The organism is Pseudomonas sp. ARP3, from assembly GCF_001029595.1.
GTDB classification, from domain to species: domain Bacteria; phylum Pseudomonadota; class Gammaproteobacteria; order Pseudomonadales; family Pseudomonadaceae; genus Aquipseudomonas; species Aquipseudomonas rhodesiae.
The window spans coordinates 24,110-46,011 of record NZ_LEKF01000021.1 but is presented as its reverse complement, the minus strand read 5'-3'; the positions used below and the strand labels follow the sequence as shown (position 1 = coordinate 46,011).

Genomic DNA, 21,902 nt, shown 5'->3' with positions numbered 1-21,902 from the left:
GGCCGTTGCAGCTCTTTTGCATAAAAAAACGGCTGGCGTTACAAGTCTTCTTTAAAAGTAGATGAGAATTACTATAAATTGCACCCACCCAAACTGCCATTATCGAATGGCACCCTTCTGCAGGCCCGATAACGCTCGCGCCTGCAGCGTTTTTTCAAGATGGTCGGGAGTCGTGTTGGAAAACTACTATCGCGAGCTGGTGTGTTTCCTGAACGCCAAGCTGGGCAACCGTCAGGTGGCCGAAGATGTGGTGCATGACGCTTATGTGCGGGTACTGGAACGTTCCAGCGATACCCCCATCGAGCAACCCCGCGCCTTTTTGTACCGCACGGCGTTGAACCTTGTGATCGACGGCCATCGGCGCAATGCCTTGCGCCAGGTCGAGCCGCTGGAGGTGTTGGACAGCGAAGAGCGCTTCGCCGCCGGCACGCCCCACGCCAGCCACGATCAGGCCCAGCGCCTGGAACTGCTTGAGCGCGCTCTGGCCGAACTGCCGGCGGTCTGCCGCGAGAGTTTCCTGTTGCGCAAGCTGGACGGCCTGAGCCATCTGCAAATCGCCGAACGCCTGAGCATCTCCCGCGCTCTGGTGGAAAAAAACATCGTCAATGCCATGAAACACTGCCGCGTGCGGATGCGCGAGTGGGATGCGCACTGAGGGTCGACGGCTTAAATTTTTTTTCACTGTCCTCGTTTCCTATCAACACACGACCTGTTGTGCAGGTCTTGAAGGTATTCCCGCCCCACCGCCACGGGGCTTATCCAGAGGACACTGGAATGACACAGGCAATTGCTTCGCCCGCGGTTCACGACCTGATCGGCATCGGTTTCGGCCCGTCGAACCTGGCACTGGCCATCGCCCTGCAAGAGCGCGAGAAGGCGCAGGGCAAACTGGACGTGCTGTTTCTGGACAAACAGGCCGACTATCGCTGGCACGGCAATACCCTGGTGACCCAGAGCGAATTGCAGATTTCCTTCCTCAAGGACCTGGTGACCCTGCGCAACCCCACCAGCCCGTACTCCTTCGTCAACTACCTCAAGGCCCACGGCCGTCTGGTGGACTTTATCAACCTCGGCACCTTCTATCCGTGCCGCATGGAGTTCAACGACTACCTGCGCTGGGTCGCCGGGCACTTCCAGAGCCAGGCCCGCTACGGCGAGGAAGTGCTGGCCATCGAACCGATCCTGCATCAGCAGCAGGTCGAGGCTTTGCGGGTGATCTCCCGCGATGCGCTGGGCGAGCAGCATGTGCGCACTACCCGTTCGGTGGTGGTCAGCGCTGGCGGCACGCCGCGCATTCCCGATACCTTCAAGGCGTTCAAGAACGACCACCGCGTGTTCCACCACTCCCAGTACCTGGAGCGCATGGCCAACCAGCCGTGTGTTGAGGGCAAGCCGATGCGCATCGCGATCATCGGCGGCGGCCAGAGCGCGGCCGAAGCCTTTATCGACCTCAACGACAGCTTCCCCTCGGTGCAGGTGGACATGATCCTGCGCGGTTCGGCGCTCAAGCCGGCCGATGACAGCCCGTTCGTCAACGAAGTGTTCTCGCCGGCGTTCACTGACCTGGTGTTCCAGCAAGTCGGCGCCGAGCGTGAGCGGTTGGTGGCGGAGTATCAGAACACCAACTATTCGGTGGTGGATCTGGACCTGATCGAGCGCATCTACGGCATTTTCTATCGCCAGAAAGTCTCCGGCATCGCGCGCCAGGCGTTCCGCACGATGACCGTGGTCGAGAAGGTCACTCCCGGCCCGTTGGGCATCGAACTGGCTCTGCGCAACAACGCCACGGGTGAAACGGCCGTGCATCACTACGACGCAGTTATCCTCGCCACCGGTTATGAGCGCCAGATGCACCGCGAACTGCTCGCTCCTCTGGAAACCTACATGGGCGATTTCGAAGTGAGCCGCGACTACCGCATCGTCACCGACGAGCGCTGCAACGCGGGCATTTATATCCAGGGCTTCAGCCAGGCCAGTCATGGGTTGAGCGATACCTTGCTGTCGGTGCTGCCGATCCGCGCGGATGAGATTGCAGCGTCGCTGTATGCCCTGGACCGTGGGCGCAGCCAAGGGCGGTCAATCGAGGAATTGCTGCTGGCCACCGCAAGCTGAGTTCGCGCCGGTAGGCGGGGCGGAAGGGCGAGGCAGTGTGCTTTCGCCCAAGCTCGCCCCTACGGGCGGTACTTGTGACAAAGGGTTACCACTGATACTGTACAAAAAACCAGTATCGGTAGCCCGCCATGCAGTTGATCGAAAAACTCAGCATCCTCGCCGACGCCGCCAAGTACGACGCGTCCTGCGCCAGCAGCGGCGCGCCCAAGCGCAGTTCCGAGGGCAAGGCGGGGCTGGGCTCCACCGATGGCATGGGCATCTGCCACAGCTATACGCCTGACGGGCGCTGTGTGTCACTGCTCAAGGTGCTGCTCACCAACTTCTGCCTTTACGACTGCCAGTACTGCGTCAACCGCCGCTCCAGCGACGTGCCCCGTGCGCGGTTCAGCCCGGAAGAAGTGGTCACCCTGACCCTGGATTTCTACCGGCGCAATTGCGTCAGCGGGCTTTTCCTCAGCTCCGGCATTATCCGTTCGGCCGACTACACCATGGAGCAGCTTGTCCGGGTGGCGAAGCTGCTGCGCGAAGAGCATGACTTTCGCGGGTATATCCACCTCAAGACCATCCCCGAAGCCGACCCGGCGTTGATTGCCGAGGCCGGGCGTTATGCCGATCGCCTGAGCGTGAACATCGAACTGCCCACCGATGCCAGCCTGCAAACCCTGGCACCGGAAAAGCAGATCGGCTCGATCAAGCACGCCATGCAGACCATCTACACCGGCGAGCAGACGGTCCTCAACGAGCCTCGCGCGCCGCGTTTCGCCCCGGCCGGGCAGAGCACCCAAATGATCGTCGGCGCCGACGACACCGACGACAGCACCATCCTGCATGGCGCCGAAGCGTTGTACGGCAACTTCAAGCTGCGCCGCGTCTACTACTCGGCGTTCAGCCCCATTCCCAACAGCCCAAAAAGCGTACCCCTGGCCGCGCCACCGTTGATGCGCGAACACCGCCTGTACCAGGCCGACTTCCTGCTGCGCAGCTACGGCTTCAGTGCCGGCGAGTTGTTCGAAGGCCCCGGTCACCTGGCGCTGGATATCGATCCCAAACTGGCCTGGGCCCTTGAGCATCGCGAGGTGTTCCCCCTGGACCTCAATCGAGCCGAACCGACGTTGATCGCGCGCATTCCCGGCATCGGCCTGCGCACCACCCAGCGTCTGGTGGACCTGCGCCGCGAACGCAAAATCCGCTTCGAAGACCTGGCGCGCATGCGCTGTGTGCTGGCCAAGGCCAAGCCGTTTTTCATCACCAGCGACTACCACCCGCAACAGGCGGACAGCACCAGTGTGTTGCTGCGCGAGCAACTGCGCGACCGGCCGCAACCGCAGCAAATGGGGCTGTGGGGATGATCAGCCTGGAATGCGACAACCTGTTCGGCACCTGGCGCGAACAGGCGCGCTGGCTGCTCAGCCATCAGGTCGACCCCAGCCAGGTAAGTTGGGGCGAGGCCCAGGCGGCGGACCTGTTTGCCACCGATGAGCCGATCCCTGCCGGGCTGGGGCCGTTTCAGGCGCGTATTCCCAAGGCACTGCTCGAACTGCTGGAGTCGGCCGCCTGCTACCACGGCGACCAACGCTGGAGCCTGTTGTATGAAGTGCTGTGGCGCGTCAGCCACGGCGACCGCACCGCGATGCTGGCGGGCGACAAACTGGGCAGCGAGTTGCAGCGGCGGATCAAGCAGGTCAGCCGCGAAGCCCATCACCTGCATGCGTTCGTGCGCTTTGTCGCGCTGCCGCCAGAGGCCGGGCCGGAGTTGCCGGAGTACGTGGCCTGGCATGAACCGGCCCACGATATTCTGAAGTCGGCCAGCCAGCACTTTATCGGGCGCATGGGCCGCCATCGCTGGATGATCGCCACACCGTTGGACGGCGTGTATTACGACGGCCAGCAATTGATTCATCAACGCCATTGCCCCGAAGCCTGGCAGCAACTGGCACAGAACGTCGAAGACCCCCACAGCGCCATGTGGCTGACCTACTACAGCCACATCTTCAACCCGGCGCGGTTGAACCCCAAGGTGATGGAAGGCCACTTGCCCAGTCGGTTCTGGAAAAACCTGCCCGAAGGCAAGCTGATCCCGGGCCTGATCAGCGAGGCGCGAACGGGGAAGCAGAAGGATGGTCAGGCGAGGATGATAGGCGCTCGGCCTGGCAAGAAAATCTTGAGCGGGCACAGTTAAAAAATAGGGGAGGGGCTTGCCCGCTCCCACATTGGATCGCCGGTGTCTTGTGGCGGGGATTTCAGCTCAGTTCGATGGCGGTGTTTTTCACCACGGCCAGTTCTGGATGCGCCACCAGCTTGTCGATATGCAATTCGTCATTGTTCAGCCACAGTTCCGACACCACCCGGTAGTGCTCCATATCCCGGCAGCGCATGCGCAAGCTGTAGTCGAACGGCCCGCTGATCAGTTGGCATTCGAACACCTGCGGGCACGCCTTCATGCAGGCTTCGAAGGCCCTTTGCGCCGAGCGCCCGCTTTGGTTGGACAAGGCCACCAGCACCAGCAACGACAACCCTGGCGAAACCATCTGCACATCGATGATCGCCCCATACCCGCGGATCACCCCACGTCGCTCCAGCTTGCGCACTCGCTCCAGGCAGGGTCTGGGGGTCAGGTGCACCAGCGACGAGAGTTTTTCGTAGGTGATCCGGCCCTGGTGTCGCAGCACGTCGATGATCGCTTCGTCGATGCGGTCCAGGGTAGGGGAGGTATGGGGTCCGTTGGCCTTGGTTTCCATGGTGGTTCACTTCAAACGGTTGGAAAGAAATTGCTGCAAGCGCTCGCTGCTGGGATGGTCGAGGATCTGGGCGCTGCCTTGCTCTTCGACCCGGCCCTGGTGCAGGAATAGCACCTGGCTGGATACCTGGCGGGCAAAGCCCATTTCGTGGGTGACCATCAGCATGGTACGACCTTCCTCGGCCAACGTCTGTATGACTTTGAGGACTTCTCCTACAAGCTCAGGGTCAAGCGCTGACGTCGGTTCGTCGAACAGAATAATTTCCGGCTCCATCGCCAGCGCCCGCGCAATGGCCACGCGTTGTTGCTGGCCGCCGGACAGGAACGCCGGGTATTGCTCTGCCACCCGGCCCGGCAGGCCGACTTTGTCCAAGTACAGCCGCGCACGTTTTTCCGCCTCGGCGGCGCTGACGCCCAGGGACCGGCGCGGCGCCAGGGTGATGTTCTCCAGCACGGTCATGTGGCTCCACAGGTTGAAGTGCTGGAACACCATGGCCAGCCGCGTGCGCAGGTTCTGCAACTGCGCCTGATGGGGCGCACGGGTGCCGGCGCGGCCCTGACGCATTTCGATGCTGATACCGTCCAGGGTGATGACCCCGGCGTCGGGCTGTTCGAGGAAGTTGATGCAGCGCAGCATCGTGCTTTTGCCGGAACCGCTGGCGCCGATCAGGCTGATCACATCGCCGTTGCGTGCATTGAGGGACACGCCCTTGAGCACTTCGTGGTCGCCGTAGCGCTTGTGGATGCCTTCGACCTGAAGCTTGATGGCGGTTGTTGCGGCGTTGGCAGCGGGTACGTCGATCGGGTATGCAGCCAGGGCCTGCGCGGACTGATTCATAGGTTAGCCTCGGGTAGGTACAAGAAAACGCATCCAGCGACGTTCGGCCAGTCGGAACAGGCCCACCAGTGCAAAGGACAGCAGCATGTAGAGCAGGGCCGCGATGCCGAAGGCTTGGAACGTCAGGAACGTTTCGGCGTTGGCGTCGCGGGCCACTTTGAGGATGTCGGCAATCGTGGCGGTGAATGCCAGGGACGTGGCGTGCAGCATCAAGATCATTTCATTGCTGTACGCCGGCAGTGCGCGGCGCAGGGCTGCCGGGATCACCACAAACAGGTTCAGCCGCCAGCCGTGTAGGCCATAGGCGCGGGCCGCTTCGATTTCGCCGTGGGGAATATTGCGGATCGCCCCTGCGAAAATTTCCACGGTGTAGGCGCAGGTATTCAACACGAAGGCCAGCAGGGTGCAGTTCAGCGCATTGCGGAAAAACTGGTTGAGCAGGGCGTTGTCCTGTACCACCTCCAGGCTGTACAGCCCGGTGTAGCAAATCAGCAGTTGGATATACAGCGGTGTGCCGCGAAACAGGTAGGTGTAGACCTCTACCGGCCAACGCAGCCAGACGTGTTCCGACACGCGAGCCAGGGCCAATGGGATCGACAGAAAAAAACCGAGGACTATGGAGATAATGAACAGCCACAGGGTCATGGCGACACCGGACAATCCCGAGCCATCGCTGAACAGATAGGCCAGGCCGTATTGCTGGAACAGTTCGATCATCGCGCCATCCCCTTGATGCCGAGGTTGTAGCGCCGTTCGAGGCGCTTGAAGATGCGGTTGGACAGGGTGGTGATCACCAGGTACACCAGGCCCGCAAGCATCAGGAAGTACAGCGGCTCGTTGGTGGTCTTGCCGGCGTTCTGGGCGGCCTTGACCAGGTCCGACAGGCCGATGATCGATACCAGCGCGGTGGACTTGAGCAGCACCAGCCAGTTATTGCCCAGGCCCGGCAGGGCAAAGCGCATCAATTGCGGAAACAGCACCAGGTGGAAACGCTGCCAGCGGCTCAAGCCGTAGGCGGTCGCCGCTTCCAGTTGGCCGGCCGGCACGCTGAGGATCGCGCCGCGGAAGTTCTCGGTGAAGTACGCGCCGTAGATAAACCCCAGGGTGACCACCCCGGCGGTAAACGGGTCGATTTCGAAGTACGCCCAGCCAAAGGTTTCGGTCAGGTCGTTGAGCCACAGTTGCAGGCTGTAGAAGATCAGCAGGATCAGCACCAGGTCCGGCACGCTGCGGATCAGCGTGGTGTAGAGCGTAGCTGGTACGCGCAGCCATTTGGCGCTGGACAGCTTGGCGCCGGCGGCGATCAGCCCCAGTGCCAGGCTCAGGGCCAGCGCCAGGAACGCCAGCTTGAGCGTCATCCAGGCCCCCTGGGCCAGCATCGGGCCGTAGCCCTGCAGGTTGAGGAATTCGTTCATGGGAAGATCTCTATTGGGCGCAGACATACCCCGTTGGCAGGGGGCTTGTGTGGGAGGGGGCAACCCCCTCTCACGCAAGTGTCCTCCTTCGGGGAAGGGGCTTATTCGTGGTAGATGTCTTGATCGCCGAAGTACTTCTTTTGGATCTGCGTATAGGTGCCATCGGCCTGGATGGCGGCAATGCCCTTGTTGATCAGAGCGCGTAGCTCAGCATCGTTCTTGCGCAGGCCCATGGCGATGTCCAGGGGCAGGGTAGGGTCCTTGAAGGCCGGGCCGGTTTTGAAGTCGGCGCCTTCGGGCTTGGACAGGAAGTTCAGCTGGGCTTCGAGTTTGTCGGTGAGGGTGGCGTCGAGGCGGCCGTTTTGCAGGTCGGCGTAGTTCTGGTCCTGGGACTGGTACGCCTTGACCTGAGCGCCGAGCTTGGCCAGATGCGCACGGGCATAGGCCTCCTGCAACGAGCCTTGCAGCACGCCGACCTGTTTGCCTTTCAACGATTGCGGGGTATCGCCGAAATCGGCGTTCTTGCGGGTGATCACCGAGGTTGGGCTGAGGAACAGACGGTCGCTGAAATCGATAACTTTTTCGCGGGCCGGTGTTACGGCCATGGACGACATGATGGCGTCGAACTTACGCGCGCGCAGCGCCGGGATCATGCCATCGAACTCGTTGTGCACCCAGGTGCATTTGACGTCGAGCTTGGCGCAGATCGCATTGCCCAGTTCGATATCGAATCCCTGCAGGCTGCCGTCGGCGGCTACGGATTCGAAGGGTGGGTACTCGGGGAACACGCCGAAGCGGATTTCTTTCCACTCCTGGGCGTGAGCGGCGGTGGCGCACAGTGGCAACAGCAACGCAGCGAAGAGTGATCGCAATGGAGTCATGGTGCAGTCCCTATATTTTGTAATTGATGTCAGGGCAGTTAAAAAGTGAAGCGTATTTCTGTTCTGTTTATGCAGCGAACCTGTCACTTCTGGCGATTCGGGCGACACAGAGAATGCGTCATGGTGGTGCGTTTTTTGTGTCGTTTACCCCACGCCTAAACCGCGAATTGCGCTGTTAAAACCTGCAATGCAGCGGATTCGGCTGTGACGCGCGCAGAATCGGCTTTTATCTGTGTAAAAGTGCGCCTGCCCCTCGCGCAAAGGGGCAGGCCAGAGCGGTTTCAGGCGCGCTTTTTCTGCTGTGCGGCCGGCTGTTGGGCCAGGCGCGCGAACAGATTCTTCGGGTCGGCCAGGTCCGGCACCAGTTCCAGCTCGCTGCCGATGTCCAGGGCTTGGGCCACGTCCAGTACGTAGCGCAGGGCCGAGTAATCTTCGATGGCAAAGCCCACCGAATCGAACAGGGTGATCTGGCGCTCGTTCTCGCGGCCAGGTTGTTGGCCGTTGATCACTTGCCACAGTTCGGTCACCGGCGAATCGGCGGGCATGTGCTGGATTTCACCTTCGATACGGCTTTGCGGCTCGTATTCCACGATCACCCGGGCACGCTCGACGATACGTCGGTCCAGCTCGGTCTTGCCTGGGCAGTCGCCGCCGACAGCGTTGAGGTGCATGCCCGGCTCGATCATCGCGTCGGTGAGGATCGTCGCGTAAGCCTTGTCGGCGGTCACAGTGGTGACGATGTCCGCGCCTTTGACCGCCGCCGCCACGCTGTCGGCCAGAATCACCTTGATCGCCGGGAAGGCTTTGAGGTTGGCGGCCAATTTGGCGGTGGCTTTGGCGTCGATGTCGAACAGGCGGATCTCATTGATGCCCAGCATGGCGTGGAAGGCCAGAGCTTGGAATTCGCTCTGGGAGCCGTTGCCGATCAAGGCCATGCTGCGGCTGTTTTGCCGCGCCAGGTAGCGCGCCACCAGGGCGGAGGTGGCTGCGGTGCGGATCGCGGTGGTCAGGGTCATTTCCGCCAGCAGCACCGGCTTGCCAGTGTCCACATCGCCCAGGGCACCGAAGGCCATCACGGTAAGCATGCCGGCCAGGGTGTTTTTCGGGTGGCCGTTTACGTATTTGAAGGCATACAGCGACGCGTCCGAGACCGGCATCAGTTCGATCACGCCCTCCGGCGAATGGTTGGCCAGGCGCGCGCATTTTTCGAAATCCTGCCAACGCAGGTAGTCGGCGCGAATGTACTCGGCCATTTCGGTGATGCAGGTTTGCAAGCCTTTTTGCGAAACCAGGTAGCTGAGGTCGTTGACGTCGATATAGCGGGTCATGGCAAGACTCCTTATTGAAATGAGGGGCGGGCGGGCAGATGCACTTCGGCCAGCATGCAGCGGGCACTGCCGCCGCCGATGCGTTCGATGTTGTCGATATTCACCACCACCGGCCGCGTGTGGCGCTCCACATGGCGGCGTTGCTGCGGGTGCAGGGCGCCCCAAGCGCTGGCGGACATCACCAGCAGCGGCTGGCCGTCGCGGTCGTGCACTTCGAGCATGTTGCCGGCGAAGGCTTCCAATTGATCGAAGTCCAACGCGACGATGTCCTTGCCGGTGTCGCGCAGTGAACGCTCCAAGGTCAGGCGCTCGGCGGCGTCGGGCAGGGCTTGTAAGCACACCACCGAGAGGTCACGGCCGACGCTCATCATCACGTTGCTGTGATAGATCGGCGCGTGATGGCGGTCGACGGCGTGGAATACGCAGAGCCGGTAGTCGAGTCGTTCGGCGAACTGGCGCAGCGCATCTTGGTGGGTGCGCCCGGAGTGGCAGGCATAGCTGATGCGGTGCTGGCGGTCGAGCACCATGCTGCCGGTGCCTTCGAGGAAGATGTTCTCTCGTTCCAGGTGGCTCAGGTCGATGGTGCTGGTGATCGCAAAGCGTTGTTCCAGGACCTGCAGCACCCCTTTATCGCGCTCCAGTCGTCGGTTCTGGCCTTCCATCGGGTACAGCACCAGGCTGCCGTCGGCGTGGCTGCTCCACCAGTTATTGGGGAAGATCGAATCGGGGGTATGGGGCGCTGGCGTGTCCTGTACCACTAGCACTTCCACGCCATGGCGGCGCAGAGTGTCGACATACTCATCGAACTCCTCCAGCGCTTTCTGCTGTGCGCTGAGGGGGTCGGCGGGTGGGCGTTGGAAACGGTTGTTGACCGCGGTGTCCGGGTTGAAGGCAAAGCGCGCCGGGCGAATCATCAGGACGGTGTTGGTGGTTTGCATGGGGGCACGAAATCCATGGGATGAACTGTGCAGCTATTGTGTGGGTTGTGCCGGATGAATCCCGGCTGAAACAGCAGGGCCGCTCAGCGGGGAAAGCTGAAAAGGGGCGTGGGGCAGCCGAATCGGCTGGGAGAGTTGTGGATAGTAGGGTGTCGGTTATGACGCCGTTGGCCAGGAGGAAATATGTCTACCGTCGTACGTCTCGCTCAACCCGACGATGCCGAGGGAATCAGCCAGGTCATCCTGGCGGCTTTGTACGGCAGCAACGCACAGGACTATCCGGCGGATGTGATTGAGCGGGTGGCCAGCAACTTTACGCCCGACGCGGTGCGCGAGCTGCTCAAGCGGCGTGTGGTGCTGGTGGCGGTTCAGGGGCGGGTGATCGTCGGCACCGCTGCACTGAATGCCAAAGTGGTGCGCTCGGTGTTCGTCAACCCGACGCGGCAAGGGCAGGGCATTGGCCGGTTACTGATGAGTGAAATCGAACTGCGCGCGGGGGAAGCGGGGGTGACAACGCTGAGTGTGCCGTCCTCGCTGACGGCCGAGCCGTTTTACGCCAGGCTGGGGTTTCGCACGGTACGTGAGGTCGATCACGGCAATGAGCGCACGTTGGTGATGGAGAAGGCGTTGTTCTCGTGCGATGCCTGAGAACACCGGAAAGTAAATGTGGGAGGGGGCTTGCCCCCGATGCGGTGTATCAGTCGACGGATTTATTGACTGAGCCACTGTTAGCGGGGTCAAGCCCTATATGAGAATCCAAACGCCCTCCTCAGTTAACTGAAAGAACCGGCTCGAATGTGGGAGGGGGCTTGCCCCCGATGCGGTGTATCAGTCGACAGATTCATTGACTGAGCCACTGCTATCGGGGGCAAGCCCCTCCCACAGGCGGTTAGACCTTTACGATCCAGCCGGCTGGCGCTTCGACGTCACCGGTCTGCACGCCGGTCAGCTCTTTGTAGAGCTTCTGGGTGATCGGGCCGACTTCGGTTTCGCTGTGGAACACGTGCAGCTTGCCGTTGTACTGGATACCGCCGATCGGCGAAATCACCGCCGCCGTGCCGCAGGCGCCGGCTTCTTTGAATTGGTCCAGCTTGTCGATGAACACTTCGCCCTCGACTACTTCCAGGCCCAGGCGGGTCTGGGCCAGTTCGATCAGCGACAGGCGGGTGATGCCTGGCAGCACCGAAGGCGACTTCGGTGTGATGAACTTGTTGTCATGGGTGATCCCGAAGAAGTTGGCCGAACCGACTTCTTCGATTTTCGAGTGGGTCATCGGGTCCAGGTAGATCGCGTCGGCGAAACCGGATTTCTTCGCTTCCGAGCCTGGCATCAGGCTGGCGGCGTAGTTGCCACCGACCTTGGCTGCACCGGTGCCCTGTGGCGCGGCGCGGTCGAAGGTGGAGATCTGGAAGTTGTGGGGCACCAGGCCGCCCTTGAAGTAGGCACCGACCGGGATGCAGAACACCGAGAAGATGAACTCCGGCGCGGTGCGCACGCCGATGTTGTCACCGGTGCCGATCACGAATGGGCGCAAGTACAGCGCGCCGCCGCTGCCGTAGGGCGGGATGAAGCGCTCGTTGGCCTTGACCACTTGTTTGCAGGCGTCGATGAATACGTCGGTCGGTACATGCGGCATCAGCAGGCGCGCGCAGCTGCGTTGCATGCGGGCGGCGTTCTGGTCCGGGCGGAACAGGTTGATCGAGCCGTCCTTGCAGCGGTAGGCCTTGAGGCCCTCGAAGCACTGCTGACCGTAGTGCAGGGCGGTGGAGCCCTCGCTGATGTGCAGCACGTTGTCGTCGGTCAGGGTGCCAGCTTGCCATTCGCCGTTCTTCCAGGTCTGGAGAAACCGCTTGTCGGTCTTGATGTAGTCAAAACCCAGCTTGTCCCAATTGATGCTTTCGTTACCCATGACACCCTCTATCTCTGGTCAAGTCGGATTTTTTTCTGGATGGGCGCAACAATACTGCATTCTTGGCTCGTGTGGGAGCAGGTGGGCGGACCATCCGACATCTGTATTGGCTGATCCGCCGCTATCGCGGGCAAGCCTGGCTCCCACCGTTGATTGCATTCCAAAGGTGGGAGCTGACTGGCTTACAGATGCAGCGCGTGGCCCAGCGCCCGCAATGCCGCTTCCTGCACAGCCTCGCCGAGGGTCGGGTGCGCATGGATGGTGCCGGCCACGTCTTCCAGGCGCGCGCCCATTTCCAGGCTCAGGCCGAAGGCCGTGGACAGCTCCGAGACGCCAACGCCCACTGCTTGCCAGCCGACAATCAGGTGGTTGTCACGCCGCGCCACCACCCGCACGAAGCCGGTTTTCGACTCCAGCGTCATCGCCCGGCCATTGGCCGCGAACGGGAAACTCGACACGATGCAGTCCAGCCCCGCCGCCTTGGCATCGTCGGGGGTCTTGCCGACCACCACCACTTCCGGGTCGGTAAAGCACACCGCCGGGATCGCCGCCGGGTTGAACTCGCGATGCAGGCCGCTGATCAGTTCGGCGACCATCTCGCCCTGGGCCATGGCCCGGTGCGCCAGCATCGGTTCGCCGCTCAGGTCGCCGATGGCCCACACGTTGCGCATGCTGGTCTGGCAGCGGCTGTCGACCTGGATTGCCGTACCGTTCATGTCCAGGTTCAGCGCTTCCAGGTTCCAGCCCTGGGTGTTGGGTTTGCGACCCACCGCGACCAGCACCTGGTCGGTGGCCAATGACAAGGTGTCGCCATTGGGGTCACGCACTTGCAGGTGGCCGTCGGCAAACCCGGTGACACTGTGCTTGAGGTACAGCTTCACCCCCAGTTGTTTGAGGGAGTCGGCCACCGGTTGGGTCAATTCGGCATCGTAGGCGGGCAGGATGCGATCCTGCGCCTCGACCACGCTGACTTCTGCGCCAAGCTTGCGGTAGGCCGTGCCCAGTTCCAGGCCGATGTAGCCGCCGCCCACCACAATCAGGCGCTTGGGCACTTGGGTGGGAGCCAACGCTTCGGTAGATGAAATGATCGGCCCGCCAATCGGCAGCATCGGCAGGTTGACGCTTTTCGAACCCGTGGCCAGCAGCAGGTGTTCGCACTGGATGCGTTGCTCGCCGACATCGACGGTCTTGCCGTCCACCACCTTGGCCCAGCCGTGGATCACTTGCACCTTGTGTTTCTTGAGCAACGCGGCGACGCCGGTGGTCAGGCGGTCGACGATGCCGTCCTTCCACTCCACGCTTTTGCGGATATCCAGGTTGGGTACATCCACTTCGATGCCCAACTGGGAACCCTGGCTGTGGTGCACGGTTTGCTGGAATTGTTCGGCCACATGGATCAAGGCCTTGGACGGGATGCAACCGATATTCAGGCAGGTGCCGCCCAGAGCCTGGCCTTCCACCAGGATGGTCGGAATGCCCAATTGCCCGGCGCGGATCGCCGCCACATAACCGCCGGGGCCGCCGCCGATAATCAGCAGGGTGGTATGGGTAATTTGTGTCATGCCCTTACTCCAGGAACAGGCTGGCGGGTTGTTCGAGCAGGCCGCGAATGGCCTGGATAAATTGCGCCGCGTCCATGCCATCGACCACGCGGTGATCGAAGGAACTGGAGAGGTTCATCATCTTGCGAATCACGATCTGGCCCTTGATCACCATCGGCCGTTCGACGATGCGGTTGACGCCGACAATCGCCACTTCCGGCAGATTCAGCACCGGTGTGCTGACAATACCGCCCAAGGCGCCGAGGCTGGTCAGGGTGATACTGGAACCGGACAATTCCTCACGGCTGGCCTTGCCATTGCGTGCGGCCGTGGCCAGGCGCGTGATTTCTTCGGCGGTGCCCCACAGGTTGCGCGCTTCGGCATGCCGCACCACCGGCACCATCAAACCCACGTCGCTCTGGGTGGCGACGCCCACATGCACCGCGCCGAGGCGGGTGATGACCTGGGCTTCGTCGTCGTAGCGTGCGTTGATCTGCGGGAAGTCCCGCAGCGCCACGACCATGGCGCGCACGATAAACGGCAGCAGGGTCAGTTTTCCCCGAGTGGCACCGTGTTTTTCGTTGAGGTGCACGCGCAGTTCGTCTAGCGCAGTGACATCGATTTCTTCCACATAGCTGAAATGCGCGGCGCGCCGGGTGGCGTCCTGCATGCGCTGGGCGATCTTGCGGCGCATGCCGATCACTGGGATCTGTTCTTCGTCGTGGCGTTCGGCGTAAGGGGTGGCAGTGGTTTGATTTTGCGTCGGACGCTGGAGCAAGTAAGCGTCCAGATCTTCGTGCAAAATACGGCCCGCTGGGCCAGAGCCCTGAACCAGCCGCAGTTGGATACCGGCATCCAGCGCATGCTTGCGCACAGCGGGGGAGGCCAGGGGGCGTTCGTCAGCTTCGCGGGCCACCGGGGCTTGCGTCGCAGCCTTGGTTGGCGCGGGTTTGCTTTCAACCGGCGCGGGTTTGGCTTCCACCGCAGGTGCGGCCTTCACCGGTTCGGCAACCGCCGGCACATCCTTGGCATTGCCCGCGCCTTCCACTTCGATGCTGATCAACACACTGCCCACGGCCATGACTTCGCCCGGCTCGCCGCCGAGAGCAATGACCTTGCCGTGGACCGGCGAGGGAATGTCCACCATCGCCTTGTCGGTCATCACGTCCGCCAGCACCTGGTCTTCGACGACCATATCGCCGACCTTCACATGCCAGACCGACAGTTCCACTTCCGCGATGCCTTCGCCAATGTCCGGCATCTTGATAACGTGCGTGCCCATTCAGACCTCCATGACCCGTTGAAGCGCCGCGCCCACACGGGACGGCCCTGGGAAATACGCCCACTCTTGCGCGTGCGGGTAGGGGGTGTCCCACCCCGTGACGCGTTCGATCGGCGCTTCCAGGTGGTGGAAGCAATGCTCCTGCACCAGCGCTACCAGCTCGGCGCCAAAGCCACAGGTGCGCGTGGCTTCGTGCACCACCACGCAACGGCCGGTCTTTTTCACCGATTTGACGATGGTTTCCAGGTCCAGCGGCCACAGGCTGCGCAGGTCGATGACTTCGGCATCGATGCCGGTTTCTTCGGCGGCGACTTGCGACACATACACGGTGGTGCCGTAGGTCAGCACGGTGACGGCCGAGCCCGGGCGCACAATGGCGGCCACGTCCAGGGGCACGGTGTAGTAACCGTCCGGCACTTGGGCTTGCGGGTGCTTGGACCAGGGGGTGACAGGACGGTCGTGATGGCCGTCGAACGGGCCGTTGTACAGGCGCTTGGGTTCGAGAAAAATCACCGGGTCATCGTTTTCGATGGAGGCGATCAGCAGGCCCTTGGCGTCATACGGGTTGGACGGCATCACCGTGCGCAGGCCGCAGACCTGGGTGAACACCGCTTCGATACTTTGGCTGTGGGTCTGGCCGCCATATATGCCGCCACCGCAGGGCATGCGCATGGTCAGCGGCGCGGTGAACTGGCCGGCCGAGCGATAACGCAGGCGCGCGGCTTCGGAGATGATCTGGTCGGTGGCGGGGTACACGTAGTCGGCGAACTGGATTTCCGCCACCGGGCGCAAACCATAGGCGCCCATGCCTACCGCCACGCCAACGATGCCACTTTCGGAGATCGGCGCGTCGAACACCCGCGAGGTGCCGTACTTGCTCTGCAAGCCTTCGGTGCAACGGAACACGCCGCCGAAGTAGCCGACGTCCTGGCCGAACACCACGACGTTGTCGTCCCGTTCGAGCATCACATCCATGGCCGAGCGCAGGGCCTGGATCATGGTCATGGTGGTGGTGGTCATGGCGGTTTCCAGTTCGATGCTGTTGTTGTGATCGTTCATGTCAGATCCCCAACTCCTGACGCTGGCGCTTCAAGTGCTCCGGCATCTCTTTGTAGACGTCTTCGAACATGGTCGCGGCGCTTGGAATCTGGCCACCGGCTAGAGTGCCGTACTGCTCGGCTTGTTTTTGTGCGGCGATGACTTCCGCTTCCAGTTCGGCACTGACCGCCGCGTGTTCCTCTTCGGACCACTGGCCAATCTTGATCAGGTGCTGTTTGAGACGGGCAATCGGGTCGCCCAGCGGGAAGTGGCTCCAGTCGTCGGCGGGGCGGTACTTGGACGGATCGTCCGAAGTGGAGTGGGGGCCGGCGCGGTAGGTGACCCATTCGATCAAGGTCGGGCCGAGGTTGCGGCGCGCACGTTCGGCGGCCCAGGCGGAAGCGGCGTACACCGCGATGAAGTCGTTGCCGTCCACACGCAGGGAGGCAATGCCGCAACCGACGCCGCGTCCGGCGAAAGTAGTGGCTTCACCGCCGGCGATGGCCTGGAAGGTGGAGATGGCCCACTGGTTGTTGACCACGTTGAGAATCACCGGCGCGCGGTAGACGTGGGCGAAGGTGAGGGCGGTGTGGAAGTCCGATTCGGCGGTGGCGCCGTCGCCGATCCAGGCCGAGGCGATCTTGGTATCGCCCTTGATCGCCGAGGCCATGCCCCAGCCCACACCCTGTACGAATTGGGTGGCGAGGTTGCCGGAAATAGTAAAGAACCCAGCGTCTTTGACCGAGTACATGATCGGCAACTGACGGCCTTTTAGGGGGTCGCGCTCGTTGGACAGCAACTGGCAGATCAGGTCCACCAGCGGCACTTCGCGGGCCATCAGGATGCTTTGCTGGCGGTAGGTGGGGAAACACATGTCGTCGATGTTCAAGGCCAGGGCCTGGGCGCTGCCGATGGCTTCTTCGCCAAGGCTCTGCATGTAGAACGACATTTTTTTCTGACGCTGGGCGACCACCATGCGGTTGTCGAAGATCCGCGTCTTGAGCATGGCGCGCATGCCCTTGCGCAGAACCTCCACGGGAACCCCTTCGGCCCACGGCCCCAGGGCCTGGCCCTGGTCATCGAGCACGCGGATCAGGCCCTTGGCCAGGTCGGCGGTGTCGGCGGGTTCTACATCGATGGCGGGTTTGCGCACCAGGCCGGCGTCGGTCAGGCGCAGGTAGGTGAAATCGGTCTTGCAGCCTGGGCGGCCCGAGGGTTCGGGAACGTGCAGGCGCAGTGGTTCGTACTGCTGGGTCATGGCTTTCTACGCTCTATCTTGTGAATTTCTTGTAGTGGGCGCGCTAGCTGACAATCCGTCTCCGGGTAGGAGAAATCTTGTCCTACAACAATCATAGGCGGGGCGTAGAAGAATATTTATCTGTGTTTCGTTGCGCTCGGGACCATTTGCGGATAAAAAAACTGCATAAACATAATAAACAGGTGATTTTGTCTCATGCGCAAACTGGACCGTACCGATATCGGCATTCTCAACGCCCTTCAAGAGAATGCGCGCATCACCAACGCCGACCTGGCGCGCTCGGTCAACCTGTCGCCCACCCCGTGTTTCAACCGGGTCAAGGCCATGGAAGAACTGGGCCTGATCCGCGAGCAGGTCACCCTGTTGGACGCCGATCTGCTGGGCTTGCACGTCAATGTGTTCATTCACGTCAGTCTGGAAAAGCAGAACGAACTGGCCCTGCAACAGTTCGAGAGCGCCATTGCCGATCGCCCCGAGGTGATGGAGTGCTACCTGATGGCCGGCGACCCCGACTACCTGATTCGCGTGCTGGTGCCGACGATCCAGGCGCTGGAACGCTTCATGATGGACTTTCTGACCAAAGTGCCGGGCGTGGCGAATATCCGCTCCAGCTTTGCGCTCAAGCAGGTGCGCTACAAGACTGCGTTGCCATTGCCGCCAGGTGGGTTGATGGTTTGATCGGTGCGGTCACTAAACCTGAGAGGCACCGATAGTTCGCTCGGTAATAATCGGCGTCTTTTTTATTTTCCATTAATGAAAAATTGCGTGAGCAGTCACGTATTTTTCACATCCGATTAAACACATTAGCCCCATGAGGCCGGGATGTTCGCGGCCCGGTACAAGGGGTATACCGCGATGTACATGAGAGCCTGGAAGTTGAACGTTCGTACCACACTTTGTTTTGGGGTGGTGTGTGTTCTGTTGTTAATTCAGGGAGCAATGACGCTAGTTAAAGTCGATAAGGTTTATTCATCGACTGTTGAAATAGAAACCAATTGGTTGCCCAGTATTCGCCTGGCAGGCGAGATCGATTCGGCGTTCTACAAACTACGCCTGGATTTACGCCGTTACGCCATGGAAATACCCCGCCAGGACCCGGCATCTCTCGAAAAGCTCAAAGCCGTGCGCACCGAGGTCCTTGATGTTGCTGCTCGTTATGCGCCGTTGGTATCGAGCCCCGAGGAACAAGTCACGTACAACCAGGTATTGGCCAGCATCAAGAATTACAGCCAGAGAATGGATGAGTTTGTGGGAGAGGCTTCGACAATGTCGGCCGAACAGATGTCGACATACTTGCGGGAAGTCAACGGGCCTATCGCGCTTGAAGTTCAACGTTCCATCAGCGAGTTGATCGCATTGAATGGGCGTGGCTCGACCGCCGCTGTAAACGTGGCGTCCAGCGAGCATGACGCGGCGCGGATGTTCACGTGGGTATTGATGGGCGGCTCAGTGCTGCTTGCCATCGTGGTCGCTCGCCTGTTTACCCGCAGCATCGTTGTTCCCGTGCGGGAGTTGTTGGTATCGACCGGCAAGATTGCCGACGGCGATTTACGCGTGGCCATTGCTGTCAATGGCAATGACGAGCTGACCGAGTTGCAACGGTCCACCGCCGCCATGCAGATGAACCTTAAAGCCACGCTGCAGCATATTTCCGAAGCATCCGGGCAACTGGCGTCGGCGGCGGAAGAGATGAGTTCCATCACGCGCGAGTCCAGCGCCGGTATCGAACGCCAAAGCCTGGAAACCGACCAGGCCGCCACGGCGGTCAATCAGATGACTGCGGCAGTCGAGGAAGTGGCCAGAAATGCCATTTCGGCCTCACAGTCGACTCAGGACTCCCAGCGATCGGCGTCGGTGGGCCAGGAACGGGTCACACAAACTATTGCCTCGATCGAAAAACTTAGCGCTACGGTCCAGCAGACCGGGCTGGAGGTCGAGGGCTTGGCCAAGCAGGCCCAGGACATTGCCAAGGTGGTCGAGGTGATCCGCTCGATCGCGGAGCAGACCAATTTGCTGGCATTGAACGCCGCCATTGAGGCCGCGCGGGCCGGTGAGCAAGGGCGCGGCTTTGCCGTGGTCGCCGATGAAGTCCGCGCGCTGGCTCATCGCACGCAGACCTCGACCCAGGAAATCGAGCAAATGATTGCGAAAATCCAGGTCTGCTCCAGCGAGGCGGTGGCGTCCATGGGCTTGAACCGCAGCGAAGCTGTGGACTCCTTGAAGATTGCCCACGAAGCCGGCGTGGCGCTGACGCAGATTACCGAGGCGATTGGCGATATCAATGAAAGAAATCTGTTGATTGCGGCCGCTTCCGAAGAGCAGGCTCATGTAGCGCGTTCCGTTGACCAGAACCTGATCAGCATTCGCGATTTGTCTATCCAGAGTTCTTCGGCGGCGAGCCAGACGTCTACGGCCAGTCATGAGCTGTCCAGATTGGCGATAGACCTCAAGCAGATCGTTGGGAAATTCTCCGTGGCTTGACCGCAGGATCGCGGTCGTGAGGGGGGGAGATGTTGAAGTGCATTTCTGCATCGCAAGTCGTTCAGGGAATGTATGTCCATAAACTCGACGGCGCCTGGATTGATCATGGCTTTTGGAAAACCAGCTTTCTGCTGAGCCACGCTGAGGACGTGCAGCGTTTGCGCGATGCTCCGGTGCGCGCCGTGTGGATCGATACTCAAAAGGGCTGCGATATCAGCCTCAGCATCGCGCCCAGCCCGGAGCAAACGGTGCAACCACTCGCGGCGCCGTCGCGACTGGTGGTGGCTGAGCCGGCCGACATCAAGGCTGAAGTGGCCCGAGCGGTCAAACTGTGCGCGGTGGCCAAACGCGCAGTGATCGAAATGTTCGGTGACCTGCGCATGGGGCGGGCAGTGGAGCCGACCCAGGCGGCCGCGCTGGTGGACGAGATCTCCCAATCCATCCTGCGCCATCCCCATGCCTTGATCAGCCTGGCACGGCTGAAGACGGCAAACGAATATACCTACATGCACTCGGTGGCGGTCTCCGGTTTGATGATCGCCCTGGCGCGCCAGTTGGACCTGGCGCCGCCGTTGGTGCAGGAGGCGGGCCTGGCGGGGTTGTTTCATGACGTGGGCAAGATGGCCGTTCCCGAACCTATCCTGAACAAGCCGGGGGCCTTGACCGACGGTGAGTTTGGCGTGGTACGCAAACACCCGGTGCTGGGCACCGATTTGTTACGGCAGTCGCCGCGGATCAGCGCCCTGGTGTTGGATGTCTGCCTGCACCACCATGAAAAATGCGACGGCAGTGGCTATCCCCATGGCCTGGTGCAGGACCAGATCAGTTTGTTGGCACAAATGGGCGCGGTGTGTGACGTATACGATGCCGTGACTTCGGAGCGCCCTTACAAGCACGCTTGGGGGCCTGCCGAAGCGATTCAGAAAATGGCGGAATGGAAAGGCCATTTTGATGAACGGGTGTTCCAGGCGTTCGTGCGTTGCGTGGGTATTTACCCCGTCGGCGCTTTGGTGCGCCTGGAAAGTGGCCGCATCGCGGTGGTCCTCGAACAAAACCCACTGTCATTGCTGACCCCCGTGGTCAAGGTGTTCTTCTCCGCGCGTTCCGGGCTGCCGGTGACTCAGACGGTGGTCAACCTCGCCAAGCAACCGGACAAGATCGTCGGCCGTGCCTTGGCTGAAGAGTGGGGGTTCAAGCAAGTCGACGAGTTATGGTGCGGCATTACCCGTGGCAAGGGCTCTTATTTCGATTAGGCGCTTCAGAGCTGGTTGAGCGGGATCTTCAAATACACCACGCCGTTGTCTTCCGCCGGCGGCATATTCCCCGCGCGTACGTTCACCTGAATCGCCGGCAGCAGCAGCGTCGGCATTCCTAACCCGGCGTCGCGTTGGGTGCGCATCGCCACGAACGCGGCTTCATCCACACCGTCATGCACATGAATATTGCTTGCGCGCTGTTCGGCCACCGTGGTCAGGCATTTCGCCTCGCGCCCCTGGGGCGGGTAGTCGTGGCACACGTACAACTGGGTTTCCAGGGGGAAGGCCAATAACTTGCGCATCGACGCGTACAACTGATGCGCATCGCCGCCGGGGAAGTCGCAGCGGGCGGTGCCCACATCCGGCATGAACAGCGTGTCGCCCACCAGGATCAGCTTGCCGTCGATCAGGTAGGCCATGTCTGCCGGGGTATGCCCGGGCACATGCAACGCCTGGGCTTTCAAACGGCCGATGTGGAAGATTTCGTCCGGCGCGAACAGATGATCGAACTGTGAACCGTCGGCGTGGAATTCCGGCTCCAGGTTAAACAGGTTTTTAAACACGTTTTGCACCTGGCTGATGCACTGGCCGATGGCGATCTTGCCGCCCAGCGTACGGCGCAGGTACGGCGCGGCGGACAGGTGATCAGCGTGGGCATGGGTTTCCAGCAACCACTGCACCTGCAACCCGTGCTCGTGCACGAATGCGATCACCTTGTCAGCCTGGGCGGTGTCGGTGCGACCAGAGGCCGGATCGTAGTTGAGCACCGAATCGACGATGGCACAGGGGCCGCCGTCCGCTTCGTAGACCACGTAGGTGTAGGTCGACGACGCCTCGTCCAGAAAGGATTGAATCAACGCTGGCATGGCGGTAGCCCCTGATGCTGGA

At 61.4% G+C, this 21,902-nt stretch carries 20 protein-coding genes and 1 pseudogene; 8 read left to right on the top strand and 13 right to left on the bottom strand.

Annotated elements, in window-relative coordinates; all coding sequences use genetic code 11:
* Positions 1-172 precede the first annotated feature (172 nt).
* The 4 genes from ABX75_RS21435 (at position 173) to ABX75_RS21420 (ending at position 4,291) form a co-directional block, all read left to right on the top strand.
* On the top strand, positions 173-655 hold the full coding sequence (locus tag ABX75_RS21435; protein ID WP_034098965.1) for a sigma-70 family RNA polymerase sigma factor: 483 nt from the start codon (positions 173-175) through the stop codon (positions 653-655).
* A gap of 119 nt (positions 656-774) precedes the next feature.
* Positions 775-2,112 carry a lysine N(6)-hydroxylase/L-ornithine N(5)-oxygenase family protein gene (locus tag ABX75_RS21430; RefSeq protein ID WP_047882606.1) on the top strand — a complete coding sequence of 446 codons (1,338 nt, stop codon included), beginning with the start codon at positions 775-777 and terminating at the stop codon, positions 2,110-2,112.
* 128 nt (positions 2,113-2,240) lie between these two features.
* Positions 2,241-3,461 (top strand): putative DNA modification/repair radical SAM protein, encoded by a 1,221-nt coding sequence (locus tag ABX75_RS21425; RefSeq protein ID WP_034098962.1) that lies wholly within the window; start codon positions 2,241-2,243, stop codon positions 3,459-3,461.
* Complete coding sequence (locus ABX75_RS21420) at positions 3,458-4,291, top strand: TIGR03915 family putative DNA repair protein (RefSeq protein WP_034098961.1); 834 nt, start codon at positions 3,458-3,460, stop codon at positions 4,289-4,291. The genes ABX75_RS21425 and ABX75_RS21420 overlap by 4 nt, the downstream gene beginning before the upstream one ends.
* Before the next feature lie 61 nt (positions 4,292-4,352).
* On the opposite strand, the gene ABX75_RS21415 is transcribed toward ABX75_RS21420, so the two are convergent.
* The 7 genes from ABX75_RS21415 to ctlX form a co-directional block, all read right to left on the bottom strand.
* Positions 4,353-4,850: an Lrp/AsnC family transcriptional regulator gene (locus tag ABX75_RS21415; RefSeq protein ID WP_034098959.1), complete on the bottom strand. Its 498-nt coding sequence runs from the start codon at positions 4,848-4,850 to the stop codon at positions 4,353-4,355.
* Positions 4,851-4,856: 6 nt separating this feature from the next.
* Positions 4,857-5,687, bottom strand: coding sequence for an ABC transporter ATP-binding protein (locus tag ABX75_RS21410; RefSeq protein ID WP_198712397.1), 831 nt, complete (start codon positions 5,685-5,687; stop codon positions 4,857-4,859).
* Between the two features lie 3 nt (positions 5,688-5,690).
* Positions 5,691-6,404, bottom strand: a complete 714-nt coding sequence (locus ABX75_RS21405; protein ID WP_034111008.1) for an ABC transporter permease — start codon at positions 6,402-6,404, stop codon at positions 5,691-5,693.
* Positions 6,401-7,102, bottom strand: coding sequence for an ABC transporter permease (locus ABX75_RS21400; protein WP_034111007.1), 702 nt, complete (start codon positions 7,100-7,102; stop codon positions 6,401-6,403). The genes ABX75_RS21405 and ABX75_RS21400 overlap by 4 nt, the downstream gene beginning before the upstream one ends.
* A 101-nt stretch (positions 7,103-7,203) precedes the next feature.
* On the bottom strand, positions 7,204-7,983 hold the full coding sequence (locus ABX75_RS21395) for an ABC transporter substrate-binding protein (RefSeq protein ID WP_034098955.1): 780 nt from the start codon (positions 7,981-7,983) through the stop codon (positions 7,204-7,206).
* A 281-nt stretch (positions 7,984-8,264) separates the two neighbouring features.
* Complete coding sequence (locus ABX75_RS21390; RefSeq protein WP_034098953.1) at positions 8,265-9,311, bottom strand: ornithine cyclodeaminase; 1,047 nt, start codon at positions 9,309-9,311, stop codon at positions 8,265-8,267.
* A gap of 11 nt (positions 9,312-9,322) precedes the next feature.
* On the bottom strand, positions 9,323-10,249 hold the full coding sequence (gene ctlX / locus ABX75_RS21385) for a citrulline utilization hydrolase CtlX (RefSeq protein WP_034098952.1): 927 nt from the start codon (positions 10,247-10,249) through the stop codon (positions 9,323-9,325).
* A gap of 183 nt (positions 10,250-10,432) precedes the next feature.
* Between ctlX and ABX75_RS21380 the strand changes: the two are divergent.
* Positions 10,433-10,885, top strand: a pseudogene (locus tag ABX75_RS21380) (GNAT family N-acetyltransferase); the annotation flags it as partial.
* A 253-nt stretch (positions 10,886-11,138) separates the two neighbouring features.
* On the opposite strand, the gene ABX75_RS21375 reads toward ABX75_RS21380, so the two are convergent.
* The 5 genes from ABX75_RS21375 to ABX75_RS21355 form a co-directional block, all read right to left on the bottom strand.
* The gene (locus ABX75_RS21375) at positions 11,139-12,158 is read right to left on the bottom strand and encodes a branched-chain amino acid aminotransferase (RefSeq protein WP_034098950.1); all 1,020 of its coding nucleotides are present in this window, start codon (positions 12,156-12,158) and stop codon (positions 11,139-11,141) included.
* Positions 12,159-12,340: 182 nt separating this feature from the next.
* Entirely contained in the window at positions 12,341-13,720 is a 1,380-nt protein-coding gene (gene lpdA / locus ABX75_RS21370; protein ID WP_047882605.1) for a dihydrolipoyl dehydrogenase, read from the bottom strand.
* A 4-nt stretch (positions 13,721-13,724) separates the two neighbouring features.
* A complete protein-coding gene (locus tag ABX75_RS21365; RefSeq protein ID WP_047882604.1) occupies positions 13,725-14,981 on the bottom strand; it encodes a dihydrolipoamide acetyltransferase family protein in 1,257 nt (418 codons plus the stop codon).
* Entirely contained in the window at positions 14,982-16,040 is a 1,059-nt protein-coding gene (locus ABX75_RS21360) for an alpha-ketoacid dehydrogenase subunit beta (RefSeq protein WP_034098947.1), read from the bottom strand.
* 1 nt (position 16,041) lies between these two features.
* Positions 16,042-17,277 carry a 3-methyl-2-oxobutanoate dehydrogenase (2-methylpropanoyl-transferring) subunit alpha gene (locus ABX75_RS21355; protein WP_034110996.1) on the bottom strand — a complete coding sequence of 412 codons (1,236 nt, stop codon included), beginning with the start codon at positions 17,275-17,277 and terminating at the stop codon, positions 16,042-16,044.
* 195 nt (positions 17,278-17,472) lie between these two features.
* Between ABX75_RS21355 and bkdR the strand changes: the two genes are divergently transcribed.
* The 3 genes from bkdR (at position 17,473) to ABX75_RS21340 (ending at position 21,011) form a co-directional block, all read left to right on the top strand.
* Positions 17,473-17,955, top strand: coding sequence for a Bkd operon transcriptional regulator BkdR (gene bkdR / locus ABX75_RS21350; protein ID WP_034098945.1), 483 nt, complete (start codon positions 17,473-17,475; stop codon positions 17,953-17,955).
* A gap of 177 nt (positions 17,956-18,132) precedes the next feature.
* Complete coding sequence (locus tag ABX75_RS21345) at positions 18,133-19,758, top strand: methyl-accepting chemotaxis protein (protein WP_034099839.1); 1,626 nt, start codon at positions 18,133-18,135, stop codon at positions 19,756-19,758.
* Positions 19,759-19,787: 29 nt separating this feature from the next.
* Positions 19,788-21,011: an HD-GYP domain-containing protein gene (locus ABX75_RS21340; protein WP_034098944.1), complete on the top strand. Its 1,224-nt coding sequence runs from the start codon at positions 19,788-19,790 to the stop codon at positions 21,009-21,011.
* A gap of 5 nt (positions 21,012-21,016) precedes the next feature.
* On the opposite strand, the gene ABX75_RS21335 is transcribed toward ABX75_RS21340, so the two are convergent.
* The gene (locus tag ABX75_RS21335) at positions 21,017-21,880 is read right to left on the bottom strand and encodes an MBL fold metallo-hydrolase (protein WP_034098943.1); all 864 of its coding nucleotides are present in this window, start codon (positions 21,878-21,880) and stop codon (positions 21,017-21,019) included.
* Positions 21,881-21,902: the final 22 nt, after the last annotated feature.

Coding starts and splice junctions, on each gene's coding strand:
- ABX75_RS21375 (WP_034098950.1), bottom strand. CDS start 12,158: ATGGGTAACGAAAGCATCAATTGGGACAAGCTGGGTTTTGACTACATC.
- ABX75_RS21335 (WP_034098943.1), bottom strand. CDS start 21,880: ATGCCAGCGTTGATTCAATCCTTTCTGGACGAGGCGTCGTCGACCTAC.
- bkdR (WP_034098945.1), top strand. CDS start 17,473: ATGCGCAAACTGGACCGTACCGATATCGGCATTCTCAACGCCCTTCAA.
- ABX75_RS21390 (WP_034098953.1), bottom strand. CDS start 9,311: ATGACCCGCTATATCGACGTCAACGACCTCAGCTACCTGGTTTCGCAA.
- ABX75_RS21420 (WP_034098961.1), top strand. CDS start 3,458: ATGATCAGCCTGGAATGCGACAACCTGTTCGGCACCTGGCGCGAACAG.
- ABX75_RS21345 (WP_034099839.1), top strand. CDS start 18,133: ATGTACATGAGAGCCTGGAAGTTGAACGTTCGTACCACACTTTGTTTT.
- ABX75_RS21360 (WP_034098947.1), bottom strand. CDS start 16,040: ATGAACGATCACAACAACAGCATCGAACTGGAAACCGCCATGACCACC.
- ABX75_RS21415 (WP_034098959.1), bottom strand. CDS start 4,850: ATGGAAACCAAGGCCAACGGACCCCATACCTCCCCTACCCTGGACCGC.
- ABX75_RS21355 (WP_034110996.1), bottom strand. CDS start 17,277: ATGACCCAGCAGTACGAACCACTGCGCCTGCACGTTCCCGAACCCTCG.
- ABX75_RS21405 (WP_034111008.1), bottom strand. CDS start 6,404: ATGATCGAACTGTTCCAGCAATACGGCCTGGCCTATCTGTTCAGCGAT.
- ABX75_RS21430 (WP_047882606.1), top strand. CDS start 775: ATGACACAGGCAATTGCTTCGCCCGCGGTTCACGACCTGATCGGCATC.
- ABX75_RS21410 (WP_198712397.1), bottom strand. CDS start 5,687: ATGAATCAGTCCGCGCAGGCCCTGGCTGCATACCCGATCGACGTACCC.
- ABX75_RS21365 (WP_047882604.1), bottom strand. CDS start 14,981: ATGGGCACGCACGTTATCAAGATGCCGGACATTGGCGAAGGCATCGCG.
- ABX75_RS21400 (WP_034111007.1), bottom strand. CDS start 7,102: ATGAACGAATTCCTCAACCTGCAGGGCTACGGCCCGATGCTGGCCCAG.
- ABX75_RS21395 (WP_034098955.1), bottom strand. CDS start 7,983: ATGACTCCATTGCGATCACTCTTCGCTGCGTTGCTGTTGCCACTGTGC.
- ABX75_RS21340 (WP_034098944.1), top strand. CDS start 19,788: ATGTTGAAGTGCATTTCTGCATCGCAAGTCGTTCAGGGAATGTATGTC.
- ctlX (WP_034098952.1), bottom strand. CDS start 10,249: ATGCAAACCACCAACACCGTCCTGATGATTCGCCCGGCGCGCTTTGCC.
- ABX75_RS21425 (WP_034098962.1), top strand. CDS start 2,241: ATGCAGTTGATCGAAAAACTCAGCATCCTCGCCGACGCCGCCAAGTAC.
- lpdA (WP_047882605.1), bottom strand. CDS start 13,720: ATGACACAAATTACCCATACCACCCTGCTGATTATCGGCGGCGGCCCC.